At 65.9% G+C, this 24,511-nt stretch carries 22 protein-coding genes and 1 riboswitch; of the genes, 11 read left to right on the top strand and 11 right to left on the bottom strand.

The genetic code is table 11. The annotated features are described in order from the left end of the window. The first annotated feature begins 37 nt into the window (after positions 1-37). Together CZ375_RS01010 and CZ375_RS01005 are read left to right on the top strand one after the other, a co-directional pair. Positions 38-1,051: an alpha/beta hydrolase fold domain-containing protein gene (locus CZ375_RS01010; RefSeq protein ID WP_077597474.1), complete on the top strand. Its 1,014-nt coding sequence runs from the start codon at positions 38-40 to the stop codon at positions 1,049-1,051. Between the two features lie 356 nt (positions 1,052-1,407). Beyond that, positions 1,408-3,339 carry a DUF3825 domain-containing protein gene (locus CZ375_RS01005; protein WP_077597473.1) on the top strand — a complete coding sequence of 644 codons (1,932 nt, stop codon included), beginning with the start codon at positions 1,408-1,410 and terminating at the stop codon, positions 3,337-3,339. 132 nt (positions 3,340-3,471) lie between these two features. Here the strand turns inward: CZ375_RS01005 and pfkB are convergent, their stop codons facing one another. Continuing rightward, complete coding sequence (pfkB, locus tag CZ375_RS01000; RefSeq protein WP_077597472.1) at positions 3,472-4,401, bottom strand: 1-phosphofructokinase; 930 nt, start codon at positions 4,399-4,401, stop codon at positions 3,472-3,474. Between the two features lie 133 nt (positions 4,402-4,534). Between pfkB and CZ375_RS00995 the strand changes: the two genes are divergently transcribed. After that, positions 4,535-4,825 carry a DUF1292 domain-containing protein gene (locus CZ375_RS00995; RefSeq protein ID WP_077597471.1) on the top strand — a complete coding sequence of 97 codons (291 nt, stop codon included), beginning with the start codon at positions 4,535-4,537 and terminating at the stop codon, positions 4,823-4,825. A gap of 151 nt (positions 4,826-4,976) precedes the next feature. Then, entirely contained in the window at positions 4,977-6,188 is a 1,212-nt protein-coding gene (locus tag CZ375_RS00990) for an NADP-dependent isocitrate dehydrogenase (RefSeq protein ID WP_077597470.1), read from the top strand. Here CZ375_RS00990 and CZ375_RS00985 read toward each other — a convergent pair. After that, positions 6,169-6,720, bottom strand: a complete 552-nt coding sequence (locus tag CZ375_RS00985) for a hypothetical protein (protein ID WP_077597469.1) — start codon at positions 6,718-6,720, stop codon at positions 6,169-6,171. The genes CZ375_RS00990 and CZ375_RS00985 overlap by 20 nt on opposite strands. A gap of 159 nt (positions 6,721-6,879) precedes the next feature. On the opposite strand from CZ375_RS00985, the gene CZ375_RS00980 reads away from it, so the two are divergent. Together CZ375_RS00980 and CZ375_RS00975 are read left to right on the top strand one after the other, a co-directional pair. Beyond that, the gene (locus CZ375_RS00980; RefSeq protein ID WP_077597468.1) at positions 6,880-7,425 is read left to right on the top strand and encodes an HD domain-containing protein; all 546 of its coding nucleotides are present in this window, start codon (positions 6,880-6,882) and stop codon (positions 7,423-7,425) included. Between the two features lies 1 nt (position 7,426). Continuing rightward, positions 7,427-8,266: a putative ABC transporter permease gene (locus CZ375_RS00975; RefSeq protein WP_077597467.1), complete on the top strand. Its 840-nt coding sequence runs from the start codon at positions 7,427-7,429 to the stop codon at positions 8,264-8,266. A gap of 25 nt (positions 8,267-8,291) precedes the next feature. Here CZ375_RS00975 and CZ375_RS00970 read toward each other — a convergent pair whose 3' ends face one another. Further along, positions 8,292-9,578, bottom strand: coding sequence for a glutamate-5-semialdehyde dehydrogenase (locus CZ375_RS00970; RefSeq protein ID WP_077597466.1), 1,287 nt, complete (start codon positions 9,576-9,578; stop codon positions 8,292-8,294). 203 nt (positions 9,579-9,781) lie between these two features. Here CZ375_RS00970 and CZ375_RS00965 point away from each other — a divergent pair, with 203 nt between their 5' ends. Then, a complete protein-coding gene (locus tag CZ375_RS00965) occupies positions 9,782-10,396 on the top strand; it encodes a phosphoheptose isomerase family protein (protein WP_077597465.1) in 615 nt (204 codons plus the stop codon). 92 nt (positions 10,397-10,488) lie between these two features. Here the strand turns inward: CZ375_RS00965 and CZ375_RS00960 are convergent, their stop codons facing one another. Both CZ375_RS00960 and CZ375_RS00955 read right to left on the bottom strand, forming a co-directional pair. Beyond that, entirely contained in the window at positions 10,489-10,908 is a 420-nt protein-coding gene (locus CZ375_RS00960) for a peptide deformylase (RefSeq protein ID WP_077597464.1), read from the bottom strand. An 86-nt stretch (positions 10,909-10,994) separates the two neighbouring features. Further along, a complete protein-coding gene (locus tag CZ375_RS00955) occupies positions 10,995-12,179 on the bottom strand; it encodes a CobW family GTP-binding protein (RefSeq protein ID WP_077597463.1) in 1,185 nt (394 codons plus the stop codon). Positions 12,180-12,366: 187 nt separating this feature from the next. Continuing rightward, a riboswitch (ZMP/ZTP riboswitch) is annotated at positions 12,367-12,454 on the top strand. 83 nt (positions 12,455-12,537) lie between these two features. On the opposite strand from CZ375_RS00955, the gene CZ375_RS00950 reads away from it, so the two are divergent. Together CZ375_RS00950 and CZ375_RS00945 are read left to right on the top strand one after the other, a co-directional pair. Then, positions 12,538-13,176 (top strand): IMP cyclohydrolase, encoded by a 639-nt coding sequence (locus CZ375_RS00950; protein ID WP_077597462.1) that lies wholly within the window; start codon positions 12,538-12,540, stop codon positions 13,174-13,176. A 44-nt stretch (positions 13,177-13,220) separates the two neighbouring features. Next, positions 13,221-14,399 carry a phosphoribosylaminoimidazolecarboxamide formyltransferase gene (locus CZ375_RS00945; protein WP_077597461.1) on the top strand — a complete coding sequence of 393 codons (1,179 nt, stop codon included), beginning with the start codon at positions 13,221-13,223 and terminating at the stop codon, positions 14,397-14,399. Positions 14,400-14,629: 230 nt separating this feature from the next. Here the strand turns inward: CZ375_RS00945 and CZ375_RS00940 are convergent, their stop codons facing one another. The 4 genes from CZ375_RS00940 to CZ375_RS00925 all read right to left on the bottom strand — a co-directional run bounded on the left by CZ375_RS00940 (position 14,630) and on the right by CZ375_RS00925 (position 18,215). Next, entirely contained in the window at positions 14,630-15,316 is a 687-nt protein-coding gene (locus CZ375_RS00940) for a transaldolase family protein (RefSeq protein ID WP_077597460.1), read from the bottom strand. A gap of 69 nt (positions 15,317-15,385) precedes the next feature. Then, a complete protein-coding gene (locus CZ375_RS00935) occupies positions 15,386-16,663 on the bottom strand; it encodes a class II D-tagatose-bisphosphate aldolase non-catalytic subunit (RefSeq protein ID WP_077597459.1) in 1,278 nt (425 codons plus the stop codon). A 152-nt stretch (positions 16,664-16,815) separates the two neighbouring features. Beyond that, on the bottom strand, positions 16,816-17,889 hold the full coding sequence (locus CZ375_RS00930; protein WP_200799669.1) for a PTS fructose transporter subunit IIC: 1,074 nt from the start codon (positions 17,887-17,889) through the stop codon (positions 16,816-16,818). A gap of 11 nt (positions 17,890-17,900) precedes the next feature. Further along, complete coding sequence (locus CZ375_RS00925; protein WP_077597458.1) at positions 17,901-18,215, bottom strand: PTS fructose transporter subunit IIB; 315 nt, start codon at positions 18,213-18,215, stop codon at positions 17,901-17,903. A gap of 235 nt (positions 18,216-18,450) precedes the next feature. Between CZ375_RS00925 and CZ375_RS00920 the strand changes: the two genes are divergently transcribed. Next, on the top strand, positions 18,451-19,455 hold the full coding sequence (locus CZ375_RS00920; protein WP_077597457.1) for a LacI family DNA-binding transcriptional regulator: 1,005 nt from the start codon (positions 18,451-18,453) through the stop codon (positions 19,453-19,455). A gap of 31 nt (positions 19,456-19,486) precedes the next feature. Here CZ375_RS00920 and CZ375_RS00915 read toward each other — a convergent pair whose 3' ends face one another. Continuing rightward, a complete protein-coding gene (locus CZ375_RS00915; protein WP_077597456.1) occupies positions 19,487-21,226 on the bottom strand; it encodes an ABC transporter ATP-binding protein in 1,740 nt (579 codons plus the stop codon). A 3-nt stretch (positions 21,227-21,229) separates the two neighbouring features. After that, positions 21,230-23,089 (bottom strand): ABC transporter ATP-binding protein, encoded by a 1,860-nt coding sequence (locus CZ375_RS00910; protein ID WP_327196201.1) that lies wholly within the window; start codon positions 23,087-23,089, stop codon positions 21,230-21,232. Positions 23,090-23,219: 130 nt separating this feature from the next. Here CZ375_RS00910 and CZ375_RS00905 point away from each other — a divergent pair, with 130 nt between their 5' ends. Then, positions 23,220-24,227 carry a helix-turn-helix transcriptional regulator gene (locus tag CZ375_RS00905; protein ID WP_143803039.1) on the top strand — a complete coding sequence of 336 codons (1,008 nt, stop codon included), beginning with the start codon at positions 23,220-23,222 and terminating at the stop codon, positions 24,225-24,227. The last annotated feature ends 284 nt before the right edge of the window (positions 24,228-24,511 follow it).

Raw genomic sequence — 24,511 nt, 5'->3', positions numbered from 1 at the left:
TGATGTCTACGACGTGCCACGTCAGAGGGGAGTCACCATGGACAAGACCTCAAAGCAGCTTCTTGGCGCCGCCGCTGGAATCGCGGCCGCCACGGCAGCCGTCGCCGGAATCGAGGCCCTCTCGCGCCTGCGCTGGAAGCGCTCCGGAATTGCCAGCGCCTGGGCGGGCTACTCTCGCCTAACGGGGTCGCGCAAGGACATCCTGGGCCAGGACCTGGGGCGCTTTGACGACTACGTGGAGCGCCACCGCCAGGAGAACGAGCAGGAGTACCACATTCCCGGCTGGCTACGCCTGCGCTCCCTGGTCTTCGAGGAGACCGTGGACGGCATGAAGACCTTCCACCTGGGCACCACCGGCAAAAACGAGCGCGCGGTGCTCTACCTGCACGGAGGAGGCTACATCGGGCAGATAGGCCCCTGGCAGTGGCTGTTCGCGGATCGCGTCTGCCAGGACAGCGGCGCAGAGGTGTTCGTGCCCATCTACCCGCTGGCACCCGCACACGACTATGACGAGGCGTACTCTCTGCTGACCGACCTCTACGAGGGGATGGTCGATCGCTACGGGGCAGACAACGTGACCTTGGTGGGAGACTCCGCAGGTGGCGGCCTTGCGGCTGGCCTTGCCGAGAGCTTCGGCCACTACGACCTGCCGCAGCCGGGCCAGCTGGTGCTCGTCTCGCCCGAGCTAGACCTCACCATGCGCAACCCGGAGATGCATGACTACTTCGACGTTGACCCCACCCTCGCCCCCTGGGGCCTTGCGCAGGTAGGCCAGCTCTGGTCCGACGGGGACGACCTGAGCTCGTTCAGGCTGAGCCCCATAAACGGCAGCGTGGAGGGCCTGCGCAACGTCACCACCTTCGTGGGCACGCGAGAGATCTTCTATCCGGACTGCGTGAAGTGGGATCAGATGCTGGAGCTTGCAGGGGTGAGCCACGAGCTGGTTGTGGGAGAGGGCCTCAATCACGAGTGGCCGCTCTGCCCCATCCCCGAGGCAAGGTCCGCGCAACGCAGGATTGCCGAGCTGGTGAAGGCCAAGGTGGGCCGCTAGGCGGACGGTACGCCAGACCGGCGCACCGCTCGAGTGGGCCAACGCGCGCCTTCATGCCAAGAGAAGCCCCAGACGACGCGTTGGCCCACCTTTAGCCAGGGTCTTGGGGGGCCAACGCGCGCTTTATGCCCATGTCGAGCGCAAAGATGCACTTTCGCCCACCAGGACATGCCCCTGAGGTGGGCGAACGCGTTGGTCGAGCACCGCAGAAGGCAGAAATGGCACATTGACGCACTCGCCGCCCGCCCTCACCAGCCCCCGCCCCCTGAGGCAGAGCGTCCTCGCGTGGCTCGCGTAGTAAGCTAGGAGGCCGAACAATCGTGCCGCACAGGCGGCCTTGCAGAGAGAGGGCACCCATGCCCAAGATGAACGCAGGCAACAGACTGTACTTCTACCAGCTGCTCTCACGGGAGCTGGGCGTAGGCAAGCAGGTATCGCTCGCCCAGGTTGAGGAGCTCTTCGAGCAGCACGAGCTGTATCCCGAAGACGTCGAGTGCGCAAGCGTGCTCTCCCTTCTGGAGGAGCTGGGCGAGGCCGTTCGCATCACCACCTTCAAGAAGGGGCGCGTATACGTCACAGCGCAGAGCGTGGAGGAGCTGGAGGAGCAGCTGGCAAAGATTGCCGAGAAGCCCGGAGGCAAGGACGCGGGCAAGTCCTGGAGGCGCAAGAGGGGCGGCAAGGTGGTGAGGCCCGAGCGGCCGCATCATGTGCCGAGGCCTGCGCCTGTGGCCGAACCCGAACCGGAGCCCGCAGAGGAGCTCAAGCCCGCCGTCGCGGCACCCGAGCCGGGGACCGTGCCCGCGCCCACGCCCGAGGCGACGCCCACCCCCGAACCAGAGCCCAAGCCGGAGGAGCCGGCTCATCCCAGCGACGGGCACATCTCGCTCAACATCACCTATGTGCCTGAGGACGTCCTCGAGCTCGAGCAGGAGATGCTTGCCGCACCCACCCCACAGGAGCCAGAGCCAGCGGAGGCCCCCCGGCGGGAAGACTCCCTCCTCGCACACCTGCCCCAGGACCTCTACCAGGAGGTCTACTGCAACGACGCCCTTCTCAGGCTGCTCTACCAGCTGCTTCCCGCCGACGTTGAGCCCATGGCCGTGCTCGACGAGGACTGGCGCGTGGCCCGCTCGTGCGGGCTGGTGTCGGGCACGCGCAGCCGCGTAAGCTTCCCGCTGCGCTACCTTCACGCGGACGGCAAGACGCCCGTCGAGGTCACCCTGCGCAGGTCAGGCAAGTCCAGCGCGGGCAAGGGCTGGTCGCTGGCGTACGTGGACGGAGAGGACGGGAGCGGCAGCGCCCATGAGGAGGTGGGCCTGGAGGGCCTGCCCCAGGCCCAGGAGGGCGCCTGGGAGCTGCTTGGCCCCTCGGAATCCACCTCCAGCCCCCTGCGCGAGCTGGCGCAGCTCATGGTGGTTGGGTCCTGGGACGGCCTGCTGGGCTCCCTGGCGAGCGTCGCCGCGCCCGAGATCTGGAACTATCCTTGGGAGGGAGTCGAGAGGGGGAGCCGCTACGGCATCCTGCGCGAGTACCTTGCCTGCACGCTGCACCGCGTCAGGGCAGAGGGCAAGCTTGCCGTTGCCACGGATGGCAGCCTGGCCGCCTTCAACACCGGCCTGCTCACGCCCTTCTCGGAGGACGTCTTTGCCGTCCTGGAACCCCGTCAGGGCGACATCCCCTGGAACTTCCTGGGCTTCTGCTGTGCCGGCTCCGGCGAGCTGGGGGGTCGCATGGTCGCCTCCCTGGAGGAGCTCCCCCGTGCAGCGAGCTACCTTGCGAGCCTGGATGACGCGACCGTCGAGACGGGCAGGCTCCTGGTGCTGGATGGCGAGCTCCTGCTGGGAGACCAGCTGGGGCGCCTGCCGCGCGGATGGCTGTCCGAGCAGCTCTCGGGCAACAGCATGGCCCTCGAACTGCTTGGCAGGCTTGAGGGCCAGGAAGGGTCCGGAGAGAGGAGCGCGACCCTTGGGCTGCTGGGACGTGCCATCAAGGATGACCCTGGCCTGCACCGCCGCCTCAACCGCGCCCTGGACGATGCCGCAGCCCTGGCCCTGCGCCGCGTGCAGGCAAGCTACCGCCTTGCCGTTCCCGCCTTTGACCCACGCTGCGACGGCATGAGGCTTCTCGTCCCCCTCTGCCTGGTGCGAGACGGCCATGCGGACTGCGCGCTGGTCTTGGCCAAGCAGCCCTCGGGCAACTACCGGGGCATATCGCTGATGCCGCTTGCCCAGGCACATGCCTGCGCCAGGGTGATCAGCGCCGAGCAGCCCAACTGGCTGGCGCGCTAGCCCCAGCTCTACGGCAGAGCCGTCGCCTGTAGAGCAGCCTCAATCTGCCTGCGAAAACGCGGCCCCGCTCTACATGGAAGGTCTCCCGTGTAGAGCGGGGCCGCACAAGTGAGAGCGAGAGGCGCAGGCAGGCTACAGGTACGTCAGCCGCACCTGTCCCACGAGAGAGTCAACCAGCTCGCGCGGGGCGGCCTGAGTGCCGGTCTGCATAACGTTGGCGGCGCCGGTCGCCATGGCCAGGCGCAGGGCCTCCTCAAGGCCCAGGCCCCTCTCGTCCGCAAATGCCAGGGCCGCGACAACCGAGTCTCCCGCACCCACGGTGGAGCCCACCTCGACCCTCACCGGATGCGCCTTCACCGAGGCCTCGCGCGTGACATAGAGCGCACCCGCAGAGCCCATGGACACCATGACGCGGTCCAGGCCCGCGTCGATGAGCTCGCGCGCCGCCGCGACTACCTTCTCGTCCGTGTCCAGCACGCGGCCCAGCATGCCTCCCAGCTCGAGCTCGTTGGGCTTTACGAGGTCGGGGGCGGCCTTGATTCCCTGGCTCAGCCTCTCGCCGTCGGCGTCCAGGAAGACGCGCGCGCCCACGGACTTCAGGGCACCGACCCAGCGGCGGTACGTGCCCACGGAGGCGCCCCGGGGCAAGGACCCCGAGAGGACCACGAGGTCCCCTTCGCGCACCTCCATCACCAGCTCTGCGAGCATGCCGTCGAGCTGCTCGTCCGTGAGCTCGGGCCCCGGCTCGTTGATGTCGGTGTTCTGGCCCAGCGCGGTGTCGATGACCTTGAGGTTGGTGCGGGTCTCCCCCTCCACCCGCAGCACGCGGCAGTCGATCCCCAGGTTCCCCAGCATGCGCTCCACGACCCTGCCGGTGTCACCCGCCAGGAGCGCGTACGCCACGGACTCGCCGCCCAGCTCCTTGATCACCTTGGACACATTGAGACCCTTCCCGCCCGGGTCAACGCGCAGGGACGAGATGCGGTTCACGGCATTGAGGGTGAGGCCCTCGATGATGGCCGTCTTGTCGAGGGCGGGGTTGAGCGTGACGGTGTAGATCATTGCTTCCACGCGCCTTTCATGGGGTGCCAGGGACCGAATGCAGCAAAAGTGTAGCAGCTGCTCCAGACACCCCCGCATACGCTATCCTGACTGCAGCGTTCAACACGCGACCAACCCCAACATGGAGGCAGCAATGAGCGAGCAGGACATGGAACTGACCGACCGGATCGAGATCAGCTTCACCGACGGCAGCAGCACCGCGTGCGAGGTGCAGGGCATCTTCGAGCTCGACGGCGAGGAGTACATTGCCCTCCTGCCCGAGGAGGACGAGGAGAACGTCTACCTCTACGGCTACAAGGAGTACGACGACGGCACCTACGAGCTGCTGGACATCGACGACGATGAGCTCTTTGACCGCGTTGGCGCCCGCTACGACGAGGTCGCCGCCGAGGAGGCGGAGCTGGAGGACGAGGAGGAGGAGTAGCTCCTCTCGCCAACACCTTCGAGCCAGCGGGGCCCGCGCACATGACGTGGGCCCCGCTTTGCTTCCATTCTGAAACCAGTTGGGGCCTTCGCGCCCCAGGCGGCTACACTGTGACGACAGCCCAGGCACGCGCAGACATCCCGGAGGTCCCATGCCCAAGATTCAGATGAAGACCGCCCTCGTCGAGATGGACGGCGACGAGATGACCCGCATCATCTGGCAGATGGTCAAGGACCACCTGATCTGCCCCTTCGTGGAGCTCAGGAGCGAGTACTTCGACCTTGGCCTGGAGAATCGCGACAGGACGGGCGACCAGGTGACCGTGGACTCGGCAGAGGCCACCAGGCGACTGGGCGTTGCCGTGAAGTGCGCGACCATAACCCCCAACGTCCAGCGCGTGGAGGAGTACGGGCTGCACCAGATGTGGAAGAGCCCCAACGGCACCATCCGCGCCATTCTCGACGGCACGGTGTTCCGTACGCCCATAGTGGTGGGCGGCATAGAGCCCGTGGTGCGCAACTGGAAGAAGCCCATCACCATTGCCCGCCACGCCTACGGGGACGTGTACAAGAACGCCGAGATGCGCATTCCCGGCACCGGAAGGGCGGAGCTCGTCTTCACCGCGGCAGACGGCAGCGAGACGCGCGAGCTCATCCACGAGTTCTCGGGCCCCGGCGTGCTGCAGGGCATGCACAACCTGGACTCCTCCATAGGGAGCTTTGCCCGCAGCTGTCTCGAGTACGCCCTCGTCACCAGGCAGGACCTGTGGTTTGCCAGCAAGGACACCATCTCGAAGACCTACGACCACCGCTTCAAGGACGTCTTTGCCGAGGTCTTCGAGGCCGAGTACCGCGAGCGCTTCGAGGCTGCGGGCATCGAGTACTTCTACACCCTGATCGATGACGCCGTGGCCCGCGTGATGAAGGCGGAGGGCGGCTTCATCTGGGCCTGCAAGAACTACGACGGCGACGTGATGAGCGACATGCTCTCATCGGCGTTTGGCTCACTTGCCATGATGACCTCGGTGCTGGTCTCGCCCGAGGGCAGCTTCGAGTACGAGGCCGCGCACGGCACGGTGCAGCGCCACTACTACCGCCACCTCAAGGGCGAGCCCACCTCCACCAACTCCGTCGCCACGATCTTTGCCTGGAGCGGGGCACTGCGCAAGCGTGGCGAGATGGACGCAACCCCCGACCTGGTCTCCTTCGCGAACGCATTGGAGAGGGCCACGCTGGGCACCATCGAGGCGGGCCGGATGACCGCAGACCTCGCGCGCATCACCACCCTGGCTGGCGCGCAGGCCCTTGACACGGAGGGGTTCATCCTGGCTGTCGCCGAGAGGCTCAGGGCAGAGCTGGCCTAGAGCCTGTCCCGGGGCGCCTTGCGGTGGCGTCGAGAAGGTCCCTCTCGCCTGCGGGCTCCTCCAGCTCGCCCAGGTCGCGCGTCTCGCACCCGAAGCCCTCGAGCAGCGAGAGCAGGACAGCCTTCGCCAGGCTCCAGTCAGACCGAATCGTGGCCAGGGGCCTCTCGCCCTGCTCGCGCAGGCTCACGCACACCAGATGGGCTCCCGTCAGCCCCTGGAAGGCACGGCCAGCCTCCACCAGCTCGGCCTCGTCCAGCAGCAGGCCCACGATGCGGCCATGCAGCTCGCTTAGGGGGAGCTCCTCCCAGCGGCTGCGGGGCACGTCCACGAAGACGACGTCCGAGGAGCCGGCGCACTCATGGGTTGCGCACGGCGCTAGGGGGCTGCCTTCCGCCAGCTCCCCTCTTGCCAGAAGGATGTCCTCCGTCCCAGAGTCCACGCTGCTGATCCGCAGCCCGTGTCCCGCGGCGAGGACATGTCCCACCAGCACGGTTTTGGCGTCGTCGTGAGCGATGTAGCCAAGCTCAAGCATCCCTGCTCCATCCTGCTTTGCGTTGAATCGAAGGGCACGCACCCGGAAGCGCCCCGGGTGCGCGGCGCACGGTAAACTCTTGCCAGTATATGGCCCTTTCACCCAGCGGGCCCAGGCATGGCGGCAGGCGGCAGGGCCGCAGGGCGCCCAAGGAGCACGATGCCCTTCAATATCAGGAGACTTCCCATCCCAACGCAGGTCAGGGCTCACGAGCTCGTGCGCCTGCACTGCTCGGACATCCTCTCGTCTGCCGGCATGGAGGTGGAGAGGCGCTGCATCCAGCATGGGACCACCAGCGTCTTCGCCCACTCGATGGCCGTCACGATGGCCTGCGTGGCCCTTGCCCAGGCCCTGCGCGTGGCCGTTGACGAGCGCGCCCTGGTGCGCGGCGCCCTCCTGCACGACTACTTCCTCTACGACTGGCACGAGAGCGACCCCAGCCATCGCCTTCACGGCTTCACCCATCCCGGCCGCGCCTGCGCAAACGCCATCCGCGACTTCGGCATTGGCCCCGTGGAGCAGCACATGGTGAGGCATCACATGTTCCCCCTCACCCCCATCCCGCCTCGGTGCCGCGAGGCCGTCATCCTCTGCCTCGCCGACAAGTACGTGGCAACCAAGGAGACCATGGCGGGCCTGCTGCACAAGCGCATGCCCGGCGCGCGCAAGCCCCTGGCCCAGGGCGGAAGTGACGACCTTGCCTAGCATGCCAACACCGCTTCTCACCCTCTGCGCGCTCTGGCTCATGTTCTTCTCCTACAGCATGATGGGCTGGGCCATCGAGTGCACCTACTGCTCCGTCCCCGAGGGTCGCTTCATCAACCGCGGCTTCCTCAACGGGCCCTACATCCCCATCTATGGCTTCGGCGCCATGATCGCGGCGCTGCTGCTCTCCCCCCTGGGGAGCCCCGCGCTCATCTTCGTGGCGGGCGGCACGCTGAGCTGCCTCATGGAGTATGTGACCTCCTACGTGATGGAGAGGGTCTACCACGCCCGCTGGTGGGACTACTCGGACCATCCCCTCAACCTCAACGGACGCATCTGGGCGGGCGGCTTCGTGCAGTTCGGCATCTGCTGCGTGCTTGTGGTCTACGTGTCGCAGCCACCCCTTCTGGAGGCGCTGCGGGGGCTCTCCCCCACCGCCTGCTACCTGCTGGCAGGCCTGTCCCTGGCCTGCTTCATGACGGACCTTACCGTCACCCACCTGGGCATCACCGACCTTAGGGACAAGATGGACTTCCTGCGCGCAGAGCTGCTTGGGCGCCTGGACGGCCTGAGGGATGCCCTGCCCTCCAGGCCCGAGCTTGCCGGCATCACCAACTGGGACCACGTGGTGCAGAGCTCGCTCGCACGTCACCTCGGCAGCGCCGCCCAGAGGGTGCTCGAGACCGCGCAGGTGCTGCCCTCCCTCGACGAGGTCACCAGGACCTTCTCGGCCATGCTCAGCAGCCAGGAGAGGCGCATCATGCAGGCGTTCCCCAAGCTGCGACCCAGTGACTACCGGGCCAAGCTGGAGGAGTTCTACCGCAGCAGGCAGCAGCGCTAGCTCACGCGAGCCCCGTGCGCATGCGCTACGACAGGTCCCTGAAGCGGAAGCCCCTGCGCCCCTCGGCGTAGTCCGACACCACCTGACCACTCCCGCGCAGGCGGTACTTGTACGTGACCAGCCCCTCCAGGCCCACCGGGCCGCGCGCATGCAGCTTGCCCGTCGAGATGCCCAGCTCCGCCCCGAAGCCGTAGCGGAAGCCATCGGCAAAGCGCGTGGAGACGTTCTGGTACACGTCCGCGGAGTCCACGAGGCCCATGAAGCGCTCGGCCACTGCGTCGTCCTCGGCGACGATGGCGTCCGTGTGGTGCGAGCCATGCCTGTTGATGTGGGCGATGGCCTCGTCCACAGATCCAACCACCCTGACGGATATGGTGAGCGAGAGGTACTCGCTGTCCCAGTCTTCGGCCGTGGCCTCCTCGCAGGAGATGAGGTCACGCGTTCTCTCGTCCCCCCTGATGCTGACGCCCGCCCTTCCGTAGGCCTCGGCGAGGCGCGGCAGGAACTCTTCCGCCACCCCCTCGTGCACCAGGAGGGTCTCCACGGCATTGCAGGCTGCCGTGTACTGGCACTTGGCGTCCACGCAGATGGGCAGGGCCTTCTCGAGGTCTGCCGAGCGGTCCACGTAGACGTGGCAGATGCCGTCGGCGTGACCCATCACGGGAATGCGCGTGCTGTCCATGATGTGGCGGACGAAGGCGTTCGAGCCGCGAGGGACCAGCAGGTCAACCAGGCCGTCACAGCCCAGGAGCTCATCAATCTCGCTATGCTCCCGCGCCTGGTGGAGGCAGCCCTTGGGAAGCCCCGCCTCGATGCAGGCGGCGTATATCAGCTGGAAGAGCGCGCGGTTGGTGCGTGCGGTCTCCGAGCCTCCCTTGAGGATGGCCGCGTTCCCGCTCTTGATGCAGAGCGCAGAGATCTGCACCAGGGCGTCCGGCCGTGCCTCGAAGATGACGCCGACCACACCGAGGGCGCAGCTCACGCGTGTCAGCACCAGGCCCTCGTCCAGCTCGCGCCTGAGCAGGACCTGCCCCAGCGGGTCAGGAAGCCCCAGGAGGCTCTCTATGCCCGCGCACACGTCCTCCAGCTTGTGCTCGTCAAAGCGCAGGCGCCCCTGCACGGCAGGCGAGAGGCCCCTTCGCCGGGCATCCGCGAGGTCCTGCGCGTTTGCGGCAAAGACCTGGCTCGCGTGGTCGCGCAGGGACCTCTGCGTCAGGCGCAGCGCCTCGTTCCTCTTCTCCACGCCCAGAGACGCCAGCGCCGGCGAATCTGCCTTCATGCGGGCGGCAACCGCCGCCATGCTCTCTGCCATGAGCCCCCCTCGTCATCTCGTGCGTCCATGATAGGTCCAGCCGCGGGCCCTACGGGCGATCGTCTTCACAGCAAATGCAAATGCGCGGCCACATATCCGGCCAAGTGGGCCGCACGCCAACGGGTCAAGCCTGTCCCGGGGGCCTCTCGTACACTGGACCTGAGCAATGCAAGACAGGCGCGCACGATGCGAAAGGGGCTGCAATGAGCGAGATCGGCTTCCACATCACACAGCTGAGAAGCCTGGGCGACAAGGAGCGCGAGGAGCTGCGACGCCACTACCTGGTGTACACGCAGGCGGAGCGCGACGGCGGGCGCAGGCTTCACGCCGACCTCGACAACATCTACGACACCATCGACCAGCTCTCCGACTCCGGCCAGCTGGACCGTCTGGTGAAGTCCCTGCACGGGAGCGCCCACGTGGTGATCTTCTCCACCGAGGCCTCGACACTCTCCCTCATGGAGTTCCAGCAGGCAATGCTCGCCGAGGGGAAGGTGGTCCGCCTCGTCTCCGAGAACTCGCCCGAGGTCAACGGCGTACGGGCGCTGGGCCCCGAGGACCAGCTCATCGTGGTGACCACCTCCAACGGCTTTGCGCGCAGACAGCGCCAGGTCATCGAGAGAAGCGGTGCCTACAAGACCATCGTCACCGCAAGCGAGGCCCCTGACCTGCATGCGGAGTTCAACGAGGTGCTCTCAATAGGGCAAGGGTCCGAGGAGGGGAGCGCCATGCACCGCGTCTATGCGACCTTTGGCGTAACCTACTTCTTCGATCGCCTGTTTGCGCAGTACGCACGCCGCTACGACGTCCAGCTCTAGGGCCGAAGACCAACGGCGCGGTAATGGCAGGGGCTGCCGCCAGATGGCGGCAGCCCCTTTTGAGAAGGCCGGGCTCCGGGCGAAAGGCTCGGCTAGATCAGCCTGCCCGCGCAGTGGTCAACCATGTGCTGGATCATCTGCGCCTCCCAGCCCACATAGTCGCGCTTGCGCTGCCTGAAGGCACCATCGACCAGCTCGTCGAAGCAGAGCTTGATCTTGCCGTAGCGCGTGACCTTTGAGACCTCGTCACGCGTGAGGCAGCCCTCCTCCACGCGTGCCGCGCCAAGCCCCATCATGACGCGAGGGTTGTACAGGACGTGAGGCTGCTGGTCGTCGTCGAAGTAGACCGCCACCTGCTTGGTCACGCCAATCTGGTTGGCGGCAAGGCAGGCACCGTCCTCGATGGCGCGCAGGGTGTCAATGAGGTCCTGGGCCACGGCGGCATCCTCCGGCGTTGCCTTCTCGCAGCGCGCGGAGAGGATGGCCTCGTCCCTAACCAGCTCCTTGATCATGAGAGTCCCTTCGAGAGGTTCGGCAGCTTTCTGGCGGGCGCACGGTCCGCGGGCACCAAGTATAGGCGAGAGCGGCGCGCCCTGGTCTACTCGAACTCCGAATCGGGCCCGTCCCACTCGACCAGGCAGGCGTCCAGACCCCGCTCGAGCGCCTCTCTGTCCATGTGGCGGCCAATGACGCAGAGCTTGGTCATGCGGTCGCCAAGGACGGGGTCCCAATCGTCCAGGAGCTCGGGGCTCTCCCGCAAGAGGCGCCTCAGCTCGTCCTCGGGGGCAGATGCCGCGAAGAGGCCGTTCTCCACCAGGCGCGCCTGGCTGCCTGCCTGCTCGAAGAGGTAGCACATGTCGGGGTCCTGGTCGGCCCAGAGCATGCCCTTGGTGCGGATGACGCTATCGGGCCAGGTGGCCACGAAGCTGGAGAACCTGTCCACGTCGAAGGGCTTGCGCCTCTTGTAGACGAAGGTGGCGATGTCGTACTCCAGCACCTCGGGGTCCTCGTGCTCCTCTGGGTGCTCCATGGCGTCGATCCAGGCGGCGGAGTTGTAGGCCGCGTCGAAGTCGAAGCGCCCCGTGTCAAGCAGCTCGGCCATGTCCACGTTGCCGTTCTCGGCCTCTACCACCACGGCGTCCCTCTGCAGGCCGCGCACCAGGGCCCTGACCTCCGCGATCTCTGGGGGCGTCACCAGGTCGCACTTGTTGAGGACCAGCGTCGAGCAGAACTCGATCTGCTGGATGAGGAGGCTCTCGATGTCGTCCTCGTCGAGGTCCTTGGCAAGCAGGCTGCGGCCGCCATCGAACTCGTCCAGCATGCGCCTGCAGTCCACCACGGCAACGATGTTGTCCAGCGAAAGCGATGGCTTGCCCGCGGTCCTGCTCTGGTCGCAGAAGGCCGAGATGGTGTAGGCGATGGGGATGGGCTCGCAGATGCCCGACGCCTCGATGATGATGTAGTCGAAATCACCGGAATCGGCGATCGACCCAAGCTGCCTGGCAAGGTCCTCCGAGAGGGTGCAGCAGATGCAGCCGTTGGTCAGGGGGACGAGGTCATCCGTCTGGGAGAGGCCCCCGTCCTTGACCAGGCTCGCATCCACGTTGACCTCGCCGATGTCGTTGACGATGACGGCTGCGCGGATGCCCTCGTCGTTCGAGAGGATGTGGTTGAGCAGGGTCGTCTTGCCTGCGCCAAGGTATCCGGTGAGAAGGACGATCTTGACGGGCTCGCCCTCCTGGCGCTTACGGGGCCGCCAGCTGCTGTTCCGGGCTTCGGGCATGCTGCCTCCTCTGTTGGCCTGCGTGCTAGAAAGTTAGTCACGCCTTTCTCTACAAGGCGTAGGCTACCCGTTCGCAGGCTCGATGGCCAACAAAATCATGCGGCGTTGTCGTATCTGCGTGAAGAGCCCACCCGGCGGTCTCGCGAGAAGGCCTGGGCGAGAGGCTCATGCTACAGTCTAGAAAAGAGATACGCGCCGTTACTGACGGATAGTCGTGGGCCGACCACGGTGGAGCGGCGCGCAAAGCCATAGAGCCGACCGTCTGGGCAAGCCGTCCTCCTCGTGAGGCTGGCTTGCCCTTGTGTTTCGGGCAGGGCAGCTGGTCGTTCGGGACGGCGGAGTGCGAGAGGAACGCGCGATGCAGAGTCTGACTGAGCTCCTGAGGGGCAACCCCTACCCCGGCCGCGGCATTGTCGTGGGCAGGGACTGCGTGTACTACTGGATCATGGGCCGTAGCTCCAACAGCAGAAACCGCGTCTTCGTGGCAACCGAGGACGGAATCCGGACCGAGGCGCACGACCCTGCCCTGCTCGAAGACCCCAGCCTCATCATCTACCACCCCGTGCGCCAGATGGGCGCGTCCCTCGTGGTCACCAACGGCGACCAGACAGACACCATCGTCGAGAGGGGCGACTTCCGCGAGGGCTGCATGGCGCGCGAGTTCGAGCCGGACGAGCCAAACTACACCCCGCGCATCTCTGCCATCGTGCGCGAGGACGGCAGCTTCGAGATGTCCGTCCTCAAGCGCCAGGCAACTACCGGCGGCTGCCTGAGGCAGTTCTTCTGCTACGAGGGCGCGGCCGAGGGCGTGGGCTACTTCATCAGCACCTACCAGGGAAACGGCGATCCCCTGCCCAGCTTTGCCGGCGAGCCCGTGGAGGTCTCCCTCCCCAGCCCTGACGGGCTCTGGGCCTCCCTCAACGAGGAGAACAGGGTCTCCCTCTACGCAAACGTTGCGGGAGGCGTGCGCCTCTTCAACAAGAACCTCGGCGACTAGCCGCACCCAAGCATTTCCGACACCTCCGCCGAAAGGAGAGAACCATGAACGAGCTTGCCCTCAAGTACGGCTGCAACCCCAACCAGAGGCCCTCACGCATCTACATGGCCGATGGCTCGGAGCTTCCCGTCAAGGTGCTGGCGGGAAACCCCGGCTACATCAACTTCCTGGACGCCCTCAACTCCTGGCAGCTGGTGCGCGAGCTGCGCGAGGCCTGCGGCCTGCCTGCCGCGGCCTCGTTCAAGCACGTCTCGCCTGCGGGGGCCGCCGTCGGACGACCTCTCTCCGAGACGGACCGACGGATCTACTTCGCCGAGGGGGAGGGGGAGCTCTCCCCCATCGCCTGCGCCTACATCCGCGCGCGCGGTGCCGACCGCATGAGCTCCTACGGAGACTGGGCGGCGCTCTCGGACGTCTGCGACGCGGACGTGGCGCGCTACGTCAGGCGCGAGGTGTCAGACGGCATCATCGCCCCCGGCTACACCGAGGAGGCGCTCCAGATCCTCTCCGCCAAGAAGGGCGGTCGCTACAACGTGGTTCAGGTAGACCCCGGCTACGAGCCCGCAAGGCTCGAGCGCAAGGACGTGTTCGGCGTGAGCTTCGAGCAGGGGCGCAACGACCTCGCGATCGATCGCGCGCTGCTTGCCAACGTGGTCACCAAGAACCGCGTGATTCCCGACGAGGCGCAGCTTGACATGCTGGTGGCACTCATCACGCTCAAGTACACGCAGTCGAACTCGGTCTGCTACGTGAAGGACGGGCAGACCATTGGCGTGGGTGCCGGCCAGCAGAGCCGCGTTCACTGCACCAGGCTTGCCGGCGGCAAGGCAGACACCTGGTTCCTGCGTCAGCATCCCAAGGTGCTGGCGCTGCGGTTCGTCGATGGCATCCGTCGCGCCAACCGTGACAACGCCATCGACGTGTACATCTCGGACGAGCACGATGACGTGCTGGCCGAGGGAGAGTGGCAGAAGTGGTTCGCCGTAAGGCCGGAGGTGCTCACCCGCGAGGAGAAGGCGGTGTGGGTCGCCACCCAGACCGGCGTGACGCTGGGGTCTGACGCCTTCTTCCCCTTTGGCGACAACGTGGAGCGTGCGCACAAGTCCGGTGTGAGCTACATCGTCGAGCCAGGTGGATCGATCCGCGATGACAACGTTATCGACACTGCCGACAAGTACGGCATCGCCATGGCGTTCACCGGCATGAGGCTGTTCCACCACTAGGGCGACTGCACGGCTGGCCCATCGGTCACCTTTGCATAAGGAAGGCATGGCGGAAGCGCCAATATCGCAATACCGTAGTTCTAGTACCGCTTTTCACCCGTCCAAGGGCACAAAAGTGGTACTAGAACTACGGTATTGCACGCAGCGGCAGAACGGCATCCCCCAGCAATGAATAAGGCGGCCCGCACCATCGGTGCGGGCCGCCTTTCGCCAGAAAAGAAGCGGCAATCTTACGCCTGAGCCTTGACCTTCTCCCAGTCGGCCTCGAAGAGCTCCAGGCCACGGTCGGTCAGGGGGTGATGCACGCACTTCTTGAGTGCGGCGAAGGGCACGGTGGCGATGTCAGCGCCCATGAGGGCTGCCTGCGTCACGTGGTTGGGGGTGCGCACGGAGGCGGTGATGATCTCAGGGCCGCCCTCCTGCTCCCAGTAGCCGTAGTCAAAGTTCTTGACGGCGTTCACAACGGTCTCGAGCTGGGTCAGGCCGTCATCCCCGATGTCATCGAAGCGACCGACGAAGGGAGAGATGTAGCGGGCGCCGGCACGAGCGGCCAGCAGGGCCTGGGGGGCAGAGAACACCAGCGTCATGTTGACGCGAATGCCCTTCTGGGCAAGGGCGTGGGTCGCGGGAAGCGACGCCTCGCAGACGGGAAGCTTCACCACGATGTTGGGGGCCAGCGCAGCCAGGCGCTCTCCCTCGGCGACCATCTCCTCGGTGGTGGTGGCAGTTGACTCCGCAGAGACGGGGACGTCCTCACCCACGATGTGGCAGATCTTGACCATGTGATCCTCGAAGTCGGCCAGCTTGCCGCCGATCTTGGCATACAGGCTCGGGTTGGTGGTGACGCCCGAGAGGATGCCCCACTCGGATGCCTGCTTGATCTCGTCGAGGTTGGCAGTGTCAATGAAGAACTTCATGCGCGCTCCTATCTCCTCACGTCCCATGGAAAACGGTGCCGGCATGAGCCGATGGCTCACGCCTACAGTCTACTCGTCCAACGCCCTCTCTATGCGCGTGGTGACGCCCTTGAGGTTAAGCCCCATGACATATTGGCGCAGCGGCCTCTTTATGTGCTCCACCACGAAGCGCTGGCCGTCTATGCCTTGCGCGGAAAGGTTGCGGTAGAGCTTCTCCGTCTCCGCCTTGACCTCGGGATCGTTGAAGACGTAGTGGCCGGAGATGTCCAAGATCTTGAGGGAGAGAGCCTCGTTGCCCAAGATGTCGCCCACCTGCAGGTTGACGTCCTCCCCCGTCATCCACTTGCGCCAGCGCTCCGTCTTGATGGCCTTCACCAGAAGCGTCTCGCGCAGGCTGGACGGGTCGTCGCAAAGCCCGTTATCCACCAGCAGGCGCTCCACGTCGCAAAGCTTGAGGTAGGCACGCGTCTCCTCGGTGCCGTACTGAGGCGCGACGTTGGAGGCGGTCACGTGGGCTGGGATGTGCTCGAGCAGCGTCACGTCGTCGAGGTAGTCTGCGTTGTGTTCCTTGAGGCCCACGCCATAGCGCTTGGCCATGTCCGCAAGCTCGCGGGCGTTCTTGTAGCTGTAGTGCCCCACCTGCTCGGTGAGGCGCGTGAGCGTGCCGGTTTGCCCCACGATGAACGTGGGCATGGGGCACCCGCGCCTCTCCAGCTCGGGAGCGAGCTGCGAGATGAACTCCTCGTACTTGTCCGTGGTGGTGAGGCCACCGTTGGTCTCCTCGGTCCCCACCTCATAGGCAACCTCTCCCAGGCCATGCTCCTTGCGGTAGCCCTCGAGATAGGAGATGAGGTCAACGGTGCGCCTGAGCACCACGTCCAGAGGGATGACCTTGCCGAGCTGATAGGGATCCTTGGTGGGGTCCACCATCAGCAGGTCGAAGCCCGCCTCCATGTCAGCCACGAATGACCTGCGAGCGATATCCATCGCCTCTTCCTCGGGCAGGTGGGCACGGCGCTCCTCGTCGCGCTGCCAAGGGCCTCCGTGGTCGCGGCAGAGGTAGTAGGGCCCCTCGTAGCCCACCTCGTCGGCGACTTTCCTGATGTCTGCCGCGAAGCGCTCCTGGTTCCAATGGTTCACGTAGCCCGCGCCAAGCTCGTCCATGTCAACCTGGTTGCGAGACGCAATGAACATGAGGGGGAAGTCCTCGTCGCGCGCCAGCTCGAAGGCCGCCTGCAGGAGGTTCGGCGACATGGGCCCTATGCCAATCATGGTCGCGTGGTCGCCCGAGTCTTGAAGCTTGAGCATGCCCTGGACGGCACGCCTGATGCTGAGCTTGTCTGCCATACGTTCCTTCCTTCCGTGCGTCCCCAGAGCCTTGTCGGGGCTGCCGCACTGGCTTTCTATATGGCGGTGCCCCCGAAGCCTTGGAAGCCAGCGCTTCGGAGGCACCTGCCAAACGTCTTGTTGTCCGTTTTGGTGCAGATGATGTGGGGAGGCTACTTCTCGGTCTTCTCCAGCTTGGGCTTCATGGCAACCAGGATTGCCGCGCCCACCAGCGCCCCCACGACGATGTCCAGGGCGAAGAGGCCAACGTTGTTGGTGGCGAGCGCCACGATGAAGCCACCATGGGGGACGTAGCACTCGATTCCCTGGATGGCCGCCAGGGCAGCGCCCACCGCAGAGCCCACCATGATGCCGGGAAGCGTGCGACCCAGATCCTTCACCGCAAAGGGAATGGCACCCTCGGTGATGCCGATGCAGCCCATGAAGATGGCGGAGATGCCCATCTGGCGGTCGGCGTCATCGAACTTGCTCCTGGCCACGAGGGCGGCGATGCCACAGGCGATGGGGGGCACGGCAACGGCCACGCGGAACATGCCGTTGGGGCCATACACGGCGGAGGTCATGAGCGCCATGGTGAAGGTGGACGCGGTCTTGTTGACGGGGCCACCCATGTCGAAGGCGGTCATGAGGCCGATGACGATGCCCAGGACGACGGCAGACCCGCCCTGCAGGTTGCCCAGGACGTCGGTGAGCCAGCCCATCACGACGCTCAGCGGGAATGCGAGCACGTAGATGTAGAAGAGTCCCAGGACAAGCGAGGTGAGGATCGGGATGATCAGGATGGGCATGATGGTGCGAATGGTGTCGTTGGTCTTCCAGGTCTTCATCCACTTGACGAAGTAGCCCACGCAGATGGCCATGATCATGGCGCCCAGGAAGCCCGTGGAGACCTTTGTGTCACCCACGGGAACGGGGTTGTTGACCAGGTATCCCAGGACGAAGCCCGGCGCCAGGGCAGGCTTGCCGCCCAGGGAGTAGGCAATGTATGCCGCGAGGACCGGAATCATCATGTTGATGCCGGCCATGCCAATGAGGTTCAGGTTCTGCATGAAGGGGTTGGTGACCTCCATGCCGCCATCCCCCGCCTTGCCCGTGGCCAGGGAGAACGCCAGGAACACGCCACCGACGACCACGACGGGAATGAAGTAGGAAACGCCTGTGTTGAACGCCTTGAGCAGCGCCTTGCCCGGTTCGGCAAAGATGCCCGCCTTCTTTGAGTCTGCCATGGGAGAACCCCCTACATCTCGAGGAGCCTGTCGATGACGCCTGCGGCGTCACTTATCACGTCTGCGGAACCAACCTGGAGGAGCCTGCCCTCGTCTGCCTTCTCCTCGAAGCGGTCCTCCCCCTCGATCCCGATGTCAACGGCGAGAAGCGCGTAGTCTGCCTCGGCGACCTCGTCCTCGTCGAGCTCGTTGTCGATGCCCAGGCCGCCCTGGGTCTCAACCTTCACGTCTATCCCGCGCTTGGCGCATTCGTCCTCGATGGCCTTTTGGGCCATGTAGGTGTGGGCTATGCCCACCGTGCACGCGCAGACCGCAACCAGCCTCATGCTCGCTCCTCTCCGTGCCCTAAACTTGGGCCCATTGTTCATCCACGTAGTGCAAAGCTCAATCAAATTTCGGTAAATGCGCAGGTCAAGACCTTATTTCTGCTAGCATGTTAAGGGCTTAACAAAGCAAGATTCGTCTTGTTATACAGTCATTTCAAAAAGGCAAGGTCTTTCTCGTAATTTCGGTAGGCGGGCTTAACCAACACCCCAGGCCACGCCCGCAAGGAGGAACCACATGCAGGACAGACGCCTCACCATTGCAGACGTGGCGCGGATGGCAGACACCTCCACGGCAACGGTCTCCCACTACCTCAACGGCAAGCTCGAGAAGATGGGGGCGGCCACGCGCAAGCGCATAGAGAAGGTGATCGAGGACACGGGCTACGTCCCCAACGCCCAGGCCCAGGGCCTGGCCCGAGGCCACTCCGGGGTCATAGCCATCCTCATCCTGGACAACAGCAACGTGTGGGCCGGACAGTTCGTGAGCGGCGTGGAGGCGCACGCCCACGAGGCGGGCTACCAGACCGTGGTCTGCGACACGCACTTCGACGCCATCACGGAGCGCAGCTACGTGGAGAAGATGCTCTCGTTGGGCGTAGACGGCTTTGCCATACAGCCCACCAACGGCTACCGCGGCATACGCAACCGCATCGAGAAGGCGGGAAGGCCCGTGGTGTTCTTCGACTTCAACCTCATGGACCTGGAGAGCACCTGGGTGAAGACCAACCTCTACGATGGCGTGTACGACAGCATCTCAAGCTGCGTGGAGCGCGGCTACGAGGATTTCGTCCTGGTCTCCAGCGAGCCCAGCAGCAGAACGCGCATGGAGCGTCAGCAGGGCTTCCTTGACGCGCTGGCAGAGCAGGGCCTCGCGCACCGCGGCATCGAGATAGCGCACGGGGGGCCCAGCGAGGCGGAGCTTGCGCATTGGTTCGAGCAGAACCTCAACGTGGCAAAGAGGACGCTGGTGTTCTGCCCGCACCAATGGGCCCTCGGCCGCGTGTTCTCCTCGCTGCGGTCCATGAAGCAGCTGATGCCCGAGCGCGTGGGCCTGCTCGGCCTCAACAACGCAGACTGGGCAAGCCTCACGACACCAGGCATCAGCACCATCATAGAACCCGTCAGGGAGGAGGGGGAGGTGGCCTGCGACATGCTGCTCGAGCTGCTTGCCGACAAGAGCCACCCCGCCCATCAGCAGACGCTGCGCTGCGAGACGCGCTGGCTGGGCTCGACGCTGTAGGGCCAGGCCCAGCCAGGCGGCGCTGCGGGCGCTACAGCTTCCAGCCCTCGCTCTCGCGTTGGAGGCGCACCATGCGCGCGAAGCTGCCACCAGCCGCAAGCAGCTCCTCGGGCGCTCCCTGCTCGCTCACATGACCATCCTCCAGGACAACCACCTTGTCGGCGCTGGACACGGTCCGCATGCGGTGGGCAATCACCAGAACCGTCTTCCCGCGCAGCAACGCAGAGAGGGCGCGCTGCACCTTGGTCTCGTTCTCCACGTCCAGGGATGCCGTCGCCTCGTCCAGCAAGACGATGGGCGCCCCCTTGAGCATGGCGCGCGCGATGGAGATGCGCTGTCGCTCGCCGCCAGAGAGCCTGCTGCCGTTCTCGCCGATGAGGCTGTCGTAGCCCTCGGGCAGCCTTGACACGAACTCGTCGCACATCGCCGCCCGCGCCGCGGCAAGGACCTCCTCGTCGGTGGCGCCACGCCTGCCCAGGCGGATGTTCTCCATCACCGTGTCGTCAAAGAGCATCACGTCCTGGAACACGATGGAGCAGTGGCCGAAGAGGGTCTCGGGGTCTACCGTGGAGACGTCCACGCCACCCACCCTCACGGCTCCGCGGTCCGCGTCCCACAGGCGCGCGACCAGGCGTCCGCAGGTCGACTTGCCCGAGCCCGATGGCCCCACCAGGGCCGTGACCTCGCCCTCGCGCGCCGTGAAGCTCACGTCGCGCAGCACGTTCTCGGCCTGTTCGCCATACCCGAACGCCACATGGTCGAACTCGATGTCGTGCCCCTGGGGAGAAAAGTCCTCGCTGCCCGTCGCCAGCGGCTCGTCGAAGAAGCGCTGCAGGCGCGCAGACGAGACCTTGGAGAACATCAGCTCGTACATCAGGGCGATGGCCTGGTCGAAGGGGGCGTAGATGCGCGAGATGGCCAGAAGGAACATGAAGAGCGTCAGGAAGTCCGCCTCGCCGGCGGCGATCAGGGCCGCGCCCACCAGGATGGTCGTGGCCATGCCCAGGCGCAAGATCACGGAGCAGCCGTTGACGAAGAGGCCGCCCACCAGCTCCGAGCGCACCGTCGTGGCCTCGCTGCCGTCGATCTTGTCGCGAATCGAGTCCAGGTAGCGCTCCACCTGGTTGGTGGCGTGGACCTCTCGCACATCGTCCAGCATCTCCTGCAGGGCGTCGGAGACCCCCACGGCCTCCTCGCGGGCCCTCTGCTGCAGCGGTGCCGTCCAGCGCTGGGAGACGAAGAGGAGCAGGAACGCGACGGGCACGGCCCAGAGCGCCGCCACCGCGAGCCTCCAGTCGAAGGAGAGCATGCCCACTGCGACGATGCAGGTGGAGATGCACGCGCCAAAGAAGTAGCCCAGCACGTGCGACCACACGTGCTCGAGCTTGTCCACGTCCCCCATCAGGGTCTCGGTGAGGTCCGCCAGGTCATGGTTGCCAAAGAACGAGAGGGGAAGCCTGCGCAGGCGCTCGGCCAGCAAGATGCGTATGGTCGAGACCTCGTCGTAGACGGTCCCGTAGGTGTTGGTGTACTGCTGCAGGTGCACCGCCAAAAGCAGCACGAAGAACAGCGCGCAGAGCCCCAGGTAGAACTGGGCGGACGGGAGAGGCGCGCCATCAAGGAGCACCGCCGTGAGGTCCCTCATCAACAGATAGAGCAGGCTCATGCTGGACATGACAACCAGGTTGGTCACCACCGTCCAGAAGATGCCCTTGCGCACGTTGGCGGCACCCTGCGCCGAGAGCCCGTAGCTCTTCTCCAGGTTGAGCATCGCCTACGCCTCCCTTCCGGAGCCGGATATTCTCCACTCCACCGCAGTCTGGTAGTCATCCCACATGCGCGCGTAGATGCCACCCGCACGCACCAGCTCGTCGTGCGTCCCCCGCTCCGCAAGCCGTCCCTCGTCCAGCACCAGGATCTCGTCTGCCGACATGACCGTCGAGAGGCGATGCGCCACCATGAGCACGGTGCGACCCTTTGCGAGGCGCGCAAGCGCGCGTTGGATGAGCTGCTCGTTCTCCGGGTCGGCAAAGGCCGTCGCCTCGTCGAGCACCACGATGGGAGAGTCCTTGAGGATGGCGCGGGCCAGGCAGACGCGCTGTGACTCCCCGCCCGAGAGGTGGCTGCCCCCCGTGCCTATGAACTCGTCGGCGCCGTTGGGCATCTTCTGCAGGATGTCGTCGCACTGGGCCAGGCGCAGGGCCTCGAGCGCCTCCTCGCGGCTGGCCTCCGGACGGGCCGCGCGCACGTTGTCCAAGATCGTGCCCTTGAAGAGGTGGTCGTTCTGGAAGACGAAGGCCACCTGGTCCATGAGCTCGTGCTGCTCCATGTCACGCACGTCCACGCCACCCACGCGCACGCACCCCGAGCTCACGTCCCAGAAGCGCGGCACCAGGCTCGCCGCCGTGGTCTTGCCGCCTCCGGAGGGTCCCACCAGCGCAACGGTCGCCCCCGCCGGCAGCTCGAAGCTCAGGTGCTCCAGGGCCGGCCTGCCGCTCCCCTCATAGCTGAAGGTCACGTCCTCGAACGAGACGGACGCGTCCCTCGGGTGCTCGGGGCGGGCGGGCTCGCTCAGCACGGGGGCCGAGAGCACGGCGTCGATGCGCTTCATGGCGTTGCCGGCCTGCTGGGTGTAGGCGGCCAGGAACATCATGCGCTGCAGCGCCGTGGAGATGACGGCCGAGAAGATCGCGTAGAAGGCGTAGTCCGTGACGAAGCGCGACCAGTCGCTCACCCCCGGGGCCAGGAGCAGCACCGCGGGGACCAGCAGGATGGCCACGCCGTTCACGATGGTGAGGTTGAGCGACTGCGGCAGGCGGCAGAGCTTCACGGAATAGGTGCTGGCCATCTCCCCGTAGTCCTGGATGGCGTCATGGAAGGCCTTGAAGGAGTAGACGGTCTGCTGGAACACCTTCACCACGGGGATGCCGCGCACGTACTCCGTCCCGGCCTTGTTCATGCGGTCCAGCGCCTTCTGGTACTCGCCCATGAAGCGCATGTTGTCGCCGCCCATCATGACGGCCAGGCAGCCCACCGAGAGGATCGCCGCCAGCAGGCAGGCAAGCCCCATGCGCCAGTCGAAGACGAAGAGGATGACCAGCATGCCCAGCACCATGGCCGCCGTGCCCGCGGCGTCCGGCAGCTGGTGGGCCATGAGCGCCTCGGTGAGGCCCACGGAGCCGTCGATGACGCGGCGGATCTCACCCGAGGCATGGGTGTCAAAGTAGCCCAGCGGCATGCGCATGAGGTGCTCCGCACAGCTCTTGCGCATGTTGGACGCGGCCCGGAAGGCCGAGACGTGCGTGCACATGAGGGCGGCGAAGTAGATGAGCACCCCCAACGCCGCCGTGGCGCAGGCCACCCAGCCGTACCGCGCGATGCTGGTGGCCCCTGACCAGTCGGGGGCATGCGCGATGAGGTCTCGCGCGACCAGCCAGATGCAGATGTAGGGCACAAACCCCAGGAGCATGGACAGCGCCGAGAGGAGCATGCCCAGGTAGGTGAACTTCTGGTACCTGCCCGAGAAGCCCATCATCAGCGCAAGGGGGTTCTTCTTGGGCGGCTTCTGGTCAGCCGACGACGACTGTCCCATGGCCGCCTCCTGGCCAGCGCCTCCCCTTTTCTCCTGTGTCACGGAAGCCTCCTTCTCCCTGGCCCCATGGCACTCTGACGGAGTCCGGGAGGGCTCCTGGGCCACCAGGGCACACTAATAGTTAGTATTAGTAAACATAGTCTGGAGGGCCCGATGGCCCTCGCGGGCAAACGTGGAAGAACTCGAAAGAGAGAAGGTCCCTGCGGTGGAGCGAGAGATGCGGCGCTTCTTCGAGCCTCAGCTTGAGCAGATGTACGCGCGCGCTCGCCATGACGGCGAGGATGGCGTGGTGGCGCAGGCCGATGGTCGGCTGAGCGGCGGCTGGATGGTGGGGAGCAGTCCCCTGGGCGGGACCTTCGTCTGCCGCCTGGAGATATGCATACGCGAGGACTTCGTGCTGCAGGAGACGCCGCTCGAGTCCCTCTGCCTCTGCTGTGGCTCGAGCGGGGCGGTGCGCTACTCCCCCAGCCAGCCCACAAGGATGCACGAAGGAAACAACGTGGTGGCCTTTCACAGGCCCGACGGCACCGAGAGCGTGCGGCTCAGCCGCGGCGAGCGCATCAGCTCTACGAGCGTCAACCTGACGCCCGAGTTCTTCGAGCGACACGCGCGCCTGTACCGTCGGGACTTTGCCAGCGCCCAGGAGGAGCTCTCCCTGCTGGACCCCGACGCCCTGAACGACGGGCTGGCGGGGCTCATGACCCTCGCACGGGTGTGGGGGCTGGGAGGAGGCGCGGCGCAAGAGAGGAGGGAGCGGGAGCTGCACTCGACCCTGCTCAGGCTCTTCGACTGGGCCGACGAGCACCTGCTCCTGAGGAGCGAGGGAATCAGCTGGTCGGACATCTGCCTGGCGCATGACGCGGCGCGCCTCATGCAGAGGGCCATGGCGCAGGAGGGCGGCCGCATTCCCATGGTCGAGCAGCTGGCGCGCTCGGTCCACTGCGGACACAGCCACCTCTGCGTGGTGTTCAAGCAGGTCATGGGCAAAAGCGTGGGCCAGTATGCGCGAGAGCTGCGCATGCGAGAGGCCCAGAGGCTGCTGCTGGACGAGGGGATGGCGGTGGCGCAGGTGGCGCGCACCGTGGGATATGCCACTCCCGCGGCCTTCTCGGCAGCGTTCTGCCGCGAGGAGGGGTGCTCGCCATCCGAGTGGCGCCGGACGCAGCTGAAGGACGGCTGAGGCCGGACGGCGTGGGGGGACGGGCGCGGCGGGGGTCGGTAGGCCAACACGCGCATTTCTCGCCAAAGACGCCTCGAACCACGCATTGACCCACCCCACAGCTCCGTTTCGGTGGGCGAATGCGCAGTTCGGGGCATGTCTCGGCCGAAAGGCGCGTGTCTGCCCACCCGTGGGCGGCCCAGCGGTGGGTCAAAGCGCCGCCGAGAGGGGCTTCTCGCAAGAAACTCAACGCCAACCAAACGGAAAGAGCGCTGGTGATGATGCTCATGATGCCTCCCGGCAGC

Origin of the sequence: Olsenella urininfantis (assembly GCF_900155635.1) — a bacterium.
Taxonomy (GTDB): Bacteria; Actinomycetota; Coriobacteriia; order Coriobacteriales; family Atopobiaceae; genus Olsenella_G; species Olsenella_G urininfantis.
This window is presented reverse-complemented; position numbering and strand designations above follow the sequence as displayed.

Coding starts and splice junctions, on each gene's coding strand:
- CZ375_RS01010 (WP_077597474.1), top strand. CDS start 38: ATGGACAAGACCTCAAAGCAGCTTCTTGGCGCCGCCGCTGGAATCGCG.
- CZ375_RS01005 (WP_077597473.1), top strand. CDS start 1,408: ATGCCCAAGATGAACGCAGGCAACAGACTGTACTTCTACCAGCTGCTC.
- pfkB (WP_077597472.1), bottom strand. CDS start 4,401: ATGATCTACACCGTCACGCTCAACCCCGCCCTCGACAAGACGGCCATC.
- CZ375_RS00995 (WP_077597471.1), top strand. CDS start 4,535: ATGAGCGAGCAGGACATGGAACTGACCGACCGGATCGAGATCAGCTTC.
- CZ375_RS00990 (WP_077597470.1), top strand. CDS start 4,977: ATGCCCAAGATTCAGATGAAGACCGCCCTCGTCGAGATGGACGGCGAC.
- CZ375_RS00985 (WP_077597469.1), bottom strand. CDS start 6,720: ATGCTTGAGCTTGGCTACATCGCTCACGACGACGCCAAAACCGTGCTG.
- CZ375_RS00980 (WP_077597468.1), top strand. CDS start 6,880: ATGCCCTTCAATATCAGGAGACTTCCCATCCCAACGCAGGTCAGGGCT.
- CZ375_RS00975 (WP_077597467.1), top strand. CDS start 7,427: ATGCCAACACCGCTTCTCACCCTCTGCGCGCTCTGGCTCATGTTCTTC.
- CZ375_RS00970 (WP_077597466.1), bottom strand. CDS start 9,578: ATGGCAGAGAGCATGGCGGCGGTTGCCGCCCGCATGAAGGCAGATTCG.
- CZ375_RS00965 (WP_077597465.1), top strand. CDS start 9,782: ATGAGCGAGATCGGCTTCCACATCACACAGCTGAGAAGCCTGGGCGAC.
- CZ375_RS00960 (WP_077597464.1), bottom strand. CDS start 10,908: ATGATCAAGGAGCTGGTTAGGGACGAGGCCATCCTCTCCGCGCGCTGC.
- CZ375_RS00955 (WP_077597463.1), bottom strand. CDS start 12,179: ATGCCCGAAGCCCGGAACAGCAGCTGGCGGCCCCGTAAGCGCCAGGAG.
- CZ375_RS00950 (WP_077597462.1), top strand. CDS start 12,538: ATGCAGAGTCTGACTGAGCTCCTGAGGGGCAACCCCTACCCCGGCCGC.
- CZ375_RS00945 (WP_077597461.1), top strand. CDS start 13,221: ATGAACGAGCTTGCCCTCAAGTACGGCTGCAACCCCAACCAGAGGCCC.
- CZ375_RS00940 (WP_077597460.1), bottom strand. CDS start 15,316: ATGAAGTTCTTCATTGACACTGCCAACCTCGACGAGATCAAGCAGGCA.
- CZ375_RS00935 (WP_077597459.1), bottom strand. CDS start 16,663: ATGGCAGACAAGCTCAGCATCAGGCGTGCCGTCCAGGGCATGCTCAAG.
- CZ375_RS00930 (WP_200799669.1), bottom strand. CDS start 17,889: ATGGCAGACTCAAAGAAGGCGGGCATCTTTGCCGAACCGGGCAAGGCG.
- CZ375_RS00925 (WP_077597458.1), bottom strand. CDS start 18,215: ATGAGGCTGGTTGCGGTCTGCGCGTGCACGGTGGGCATAGCCCACACC.
- CZ375_RS00920 (WP_077597457.1), top strand. CDS start 18,451: ATGCAGGACAGACGCCTCACCATTGCAGACGTGGCGCGGATGGCAGAC.
- CZ375_RS00915 (WP_077597456.1), bottom strand. CDS start 21,226: ATGCTCAACCTGGAGAAGAGCTACGGGCTCTCGGCGCAGGGTGCCGCC.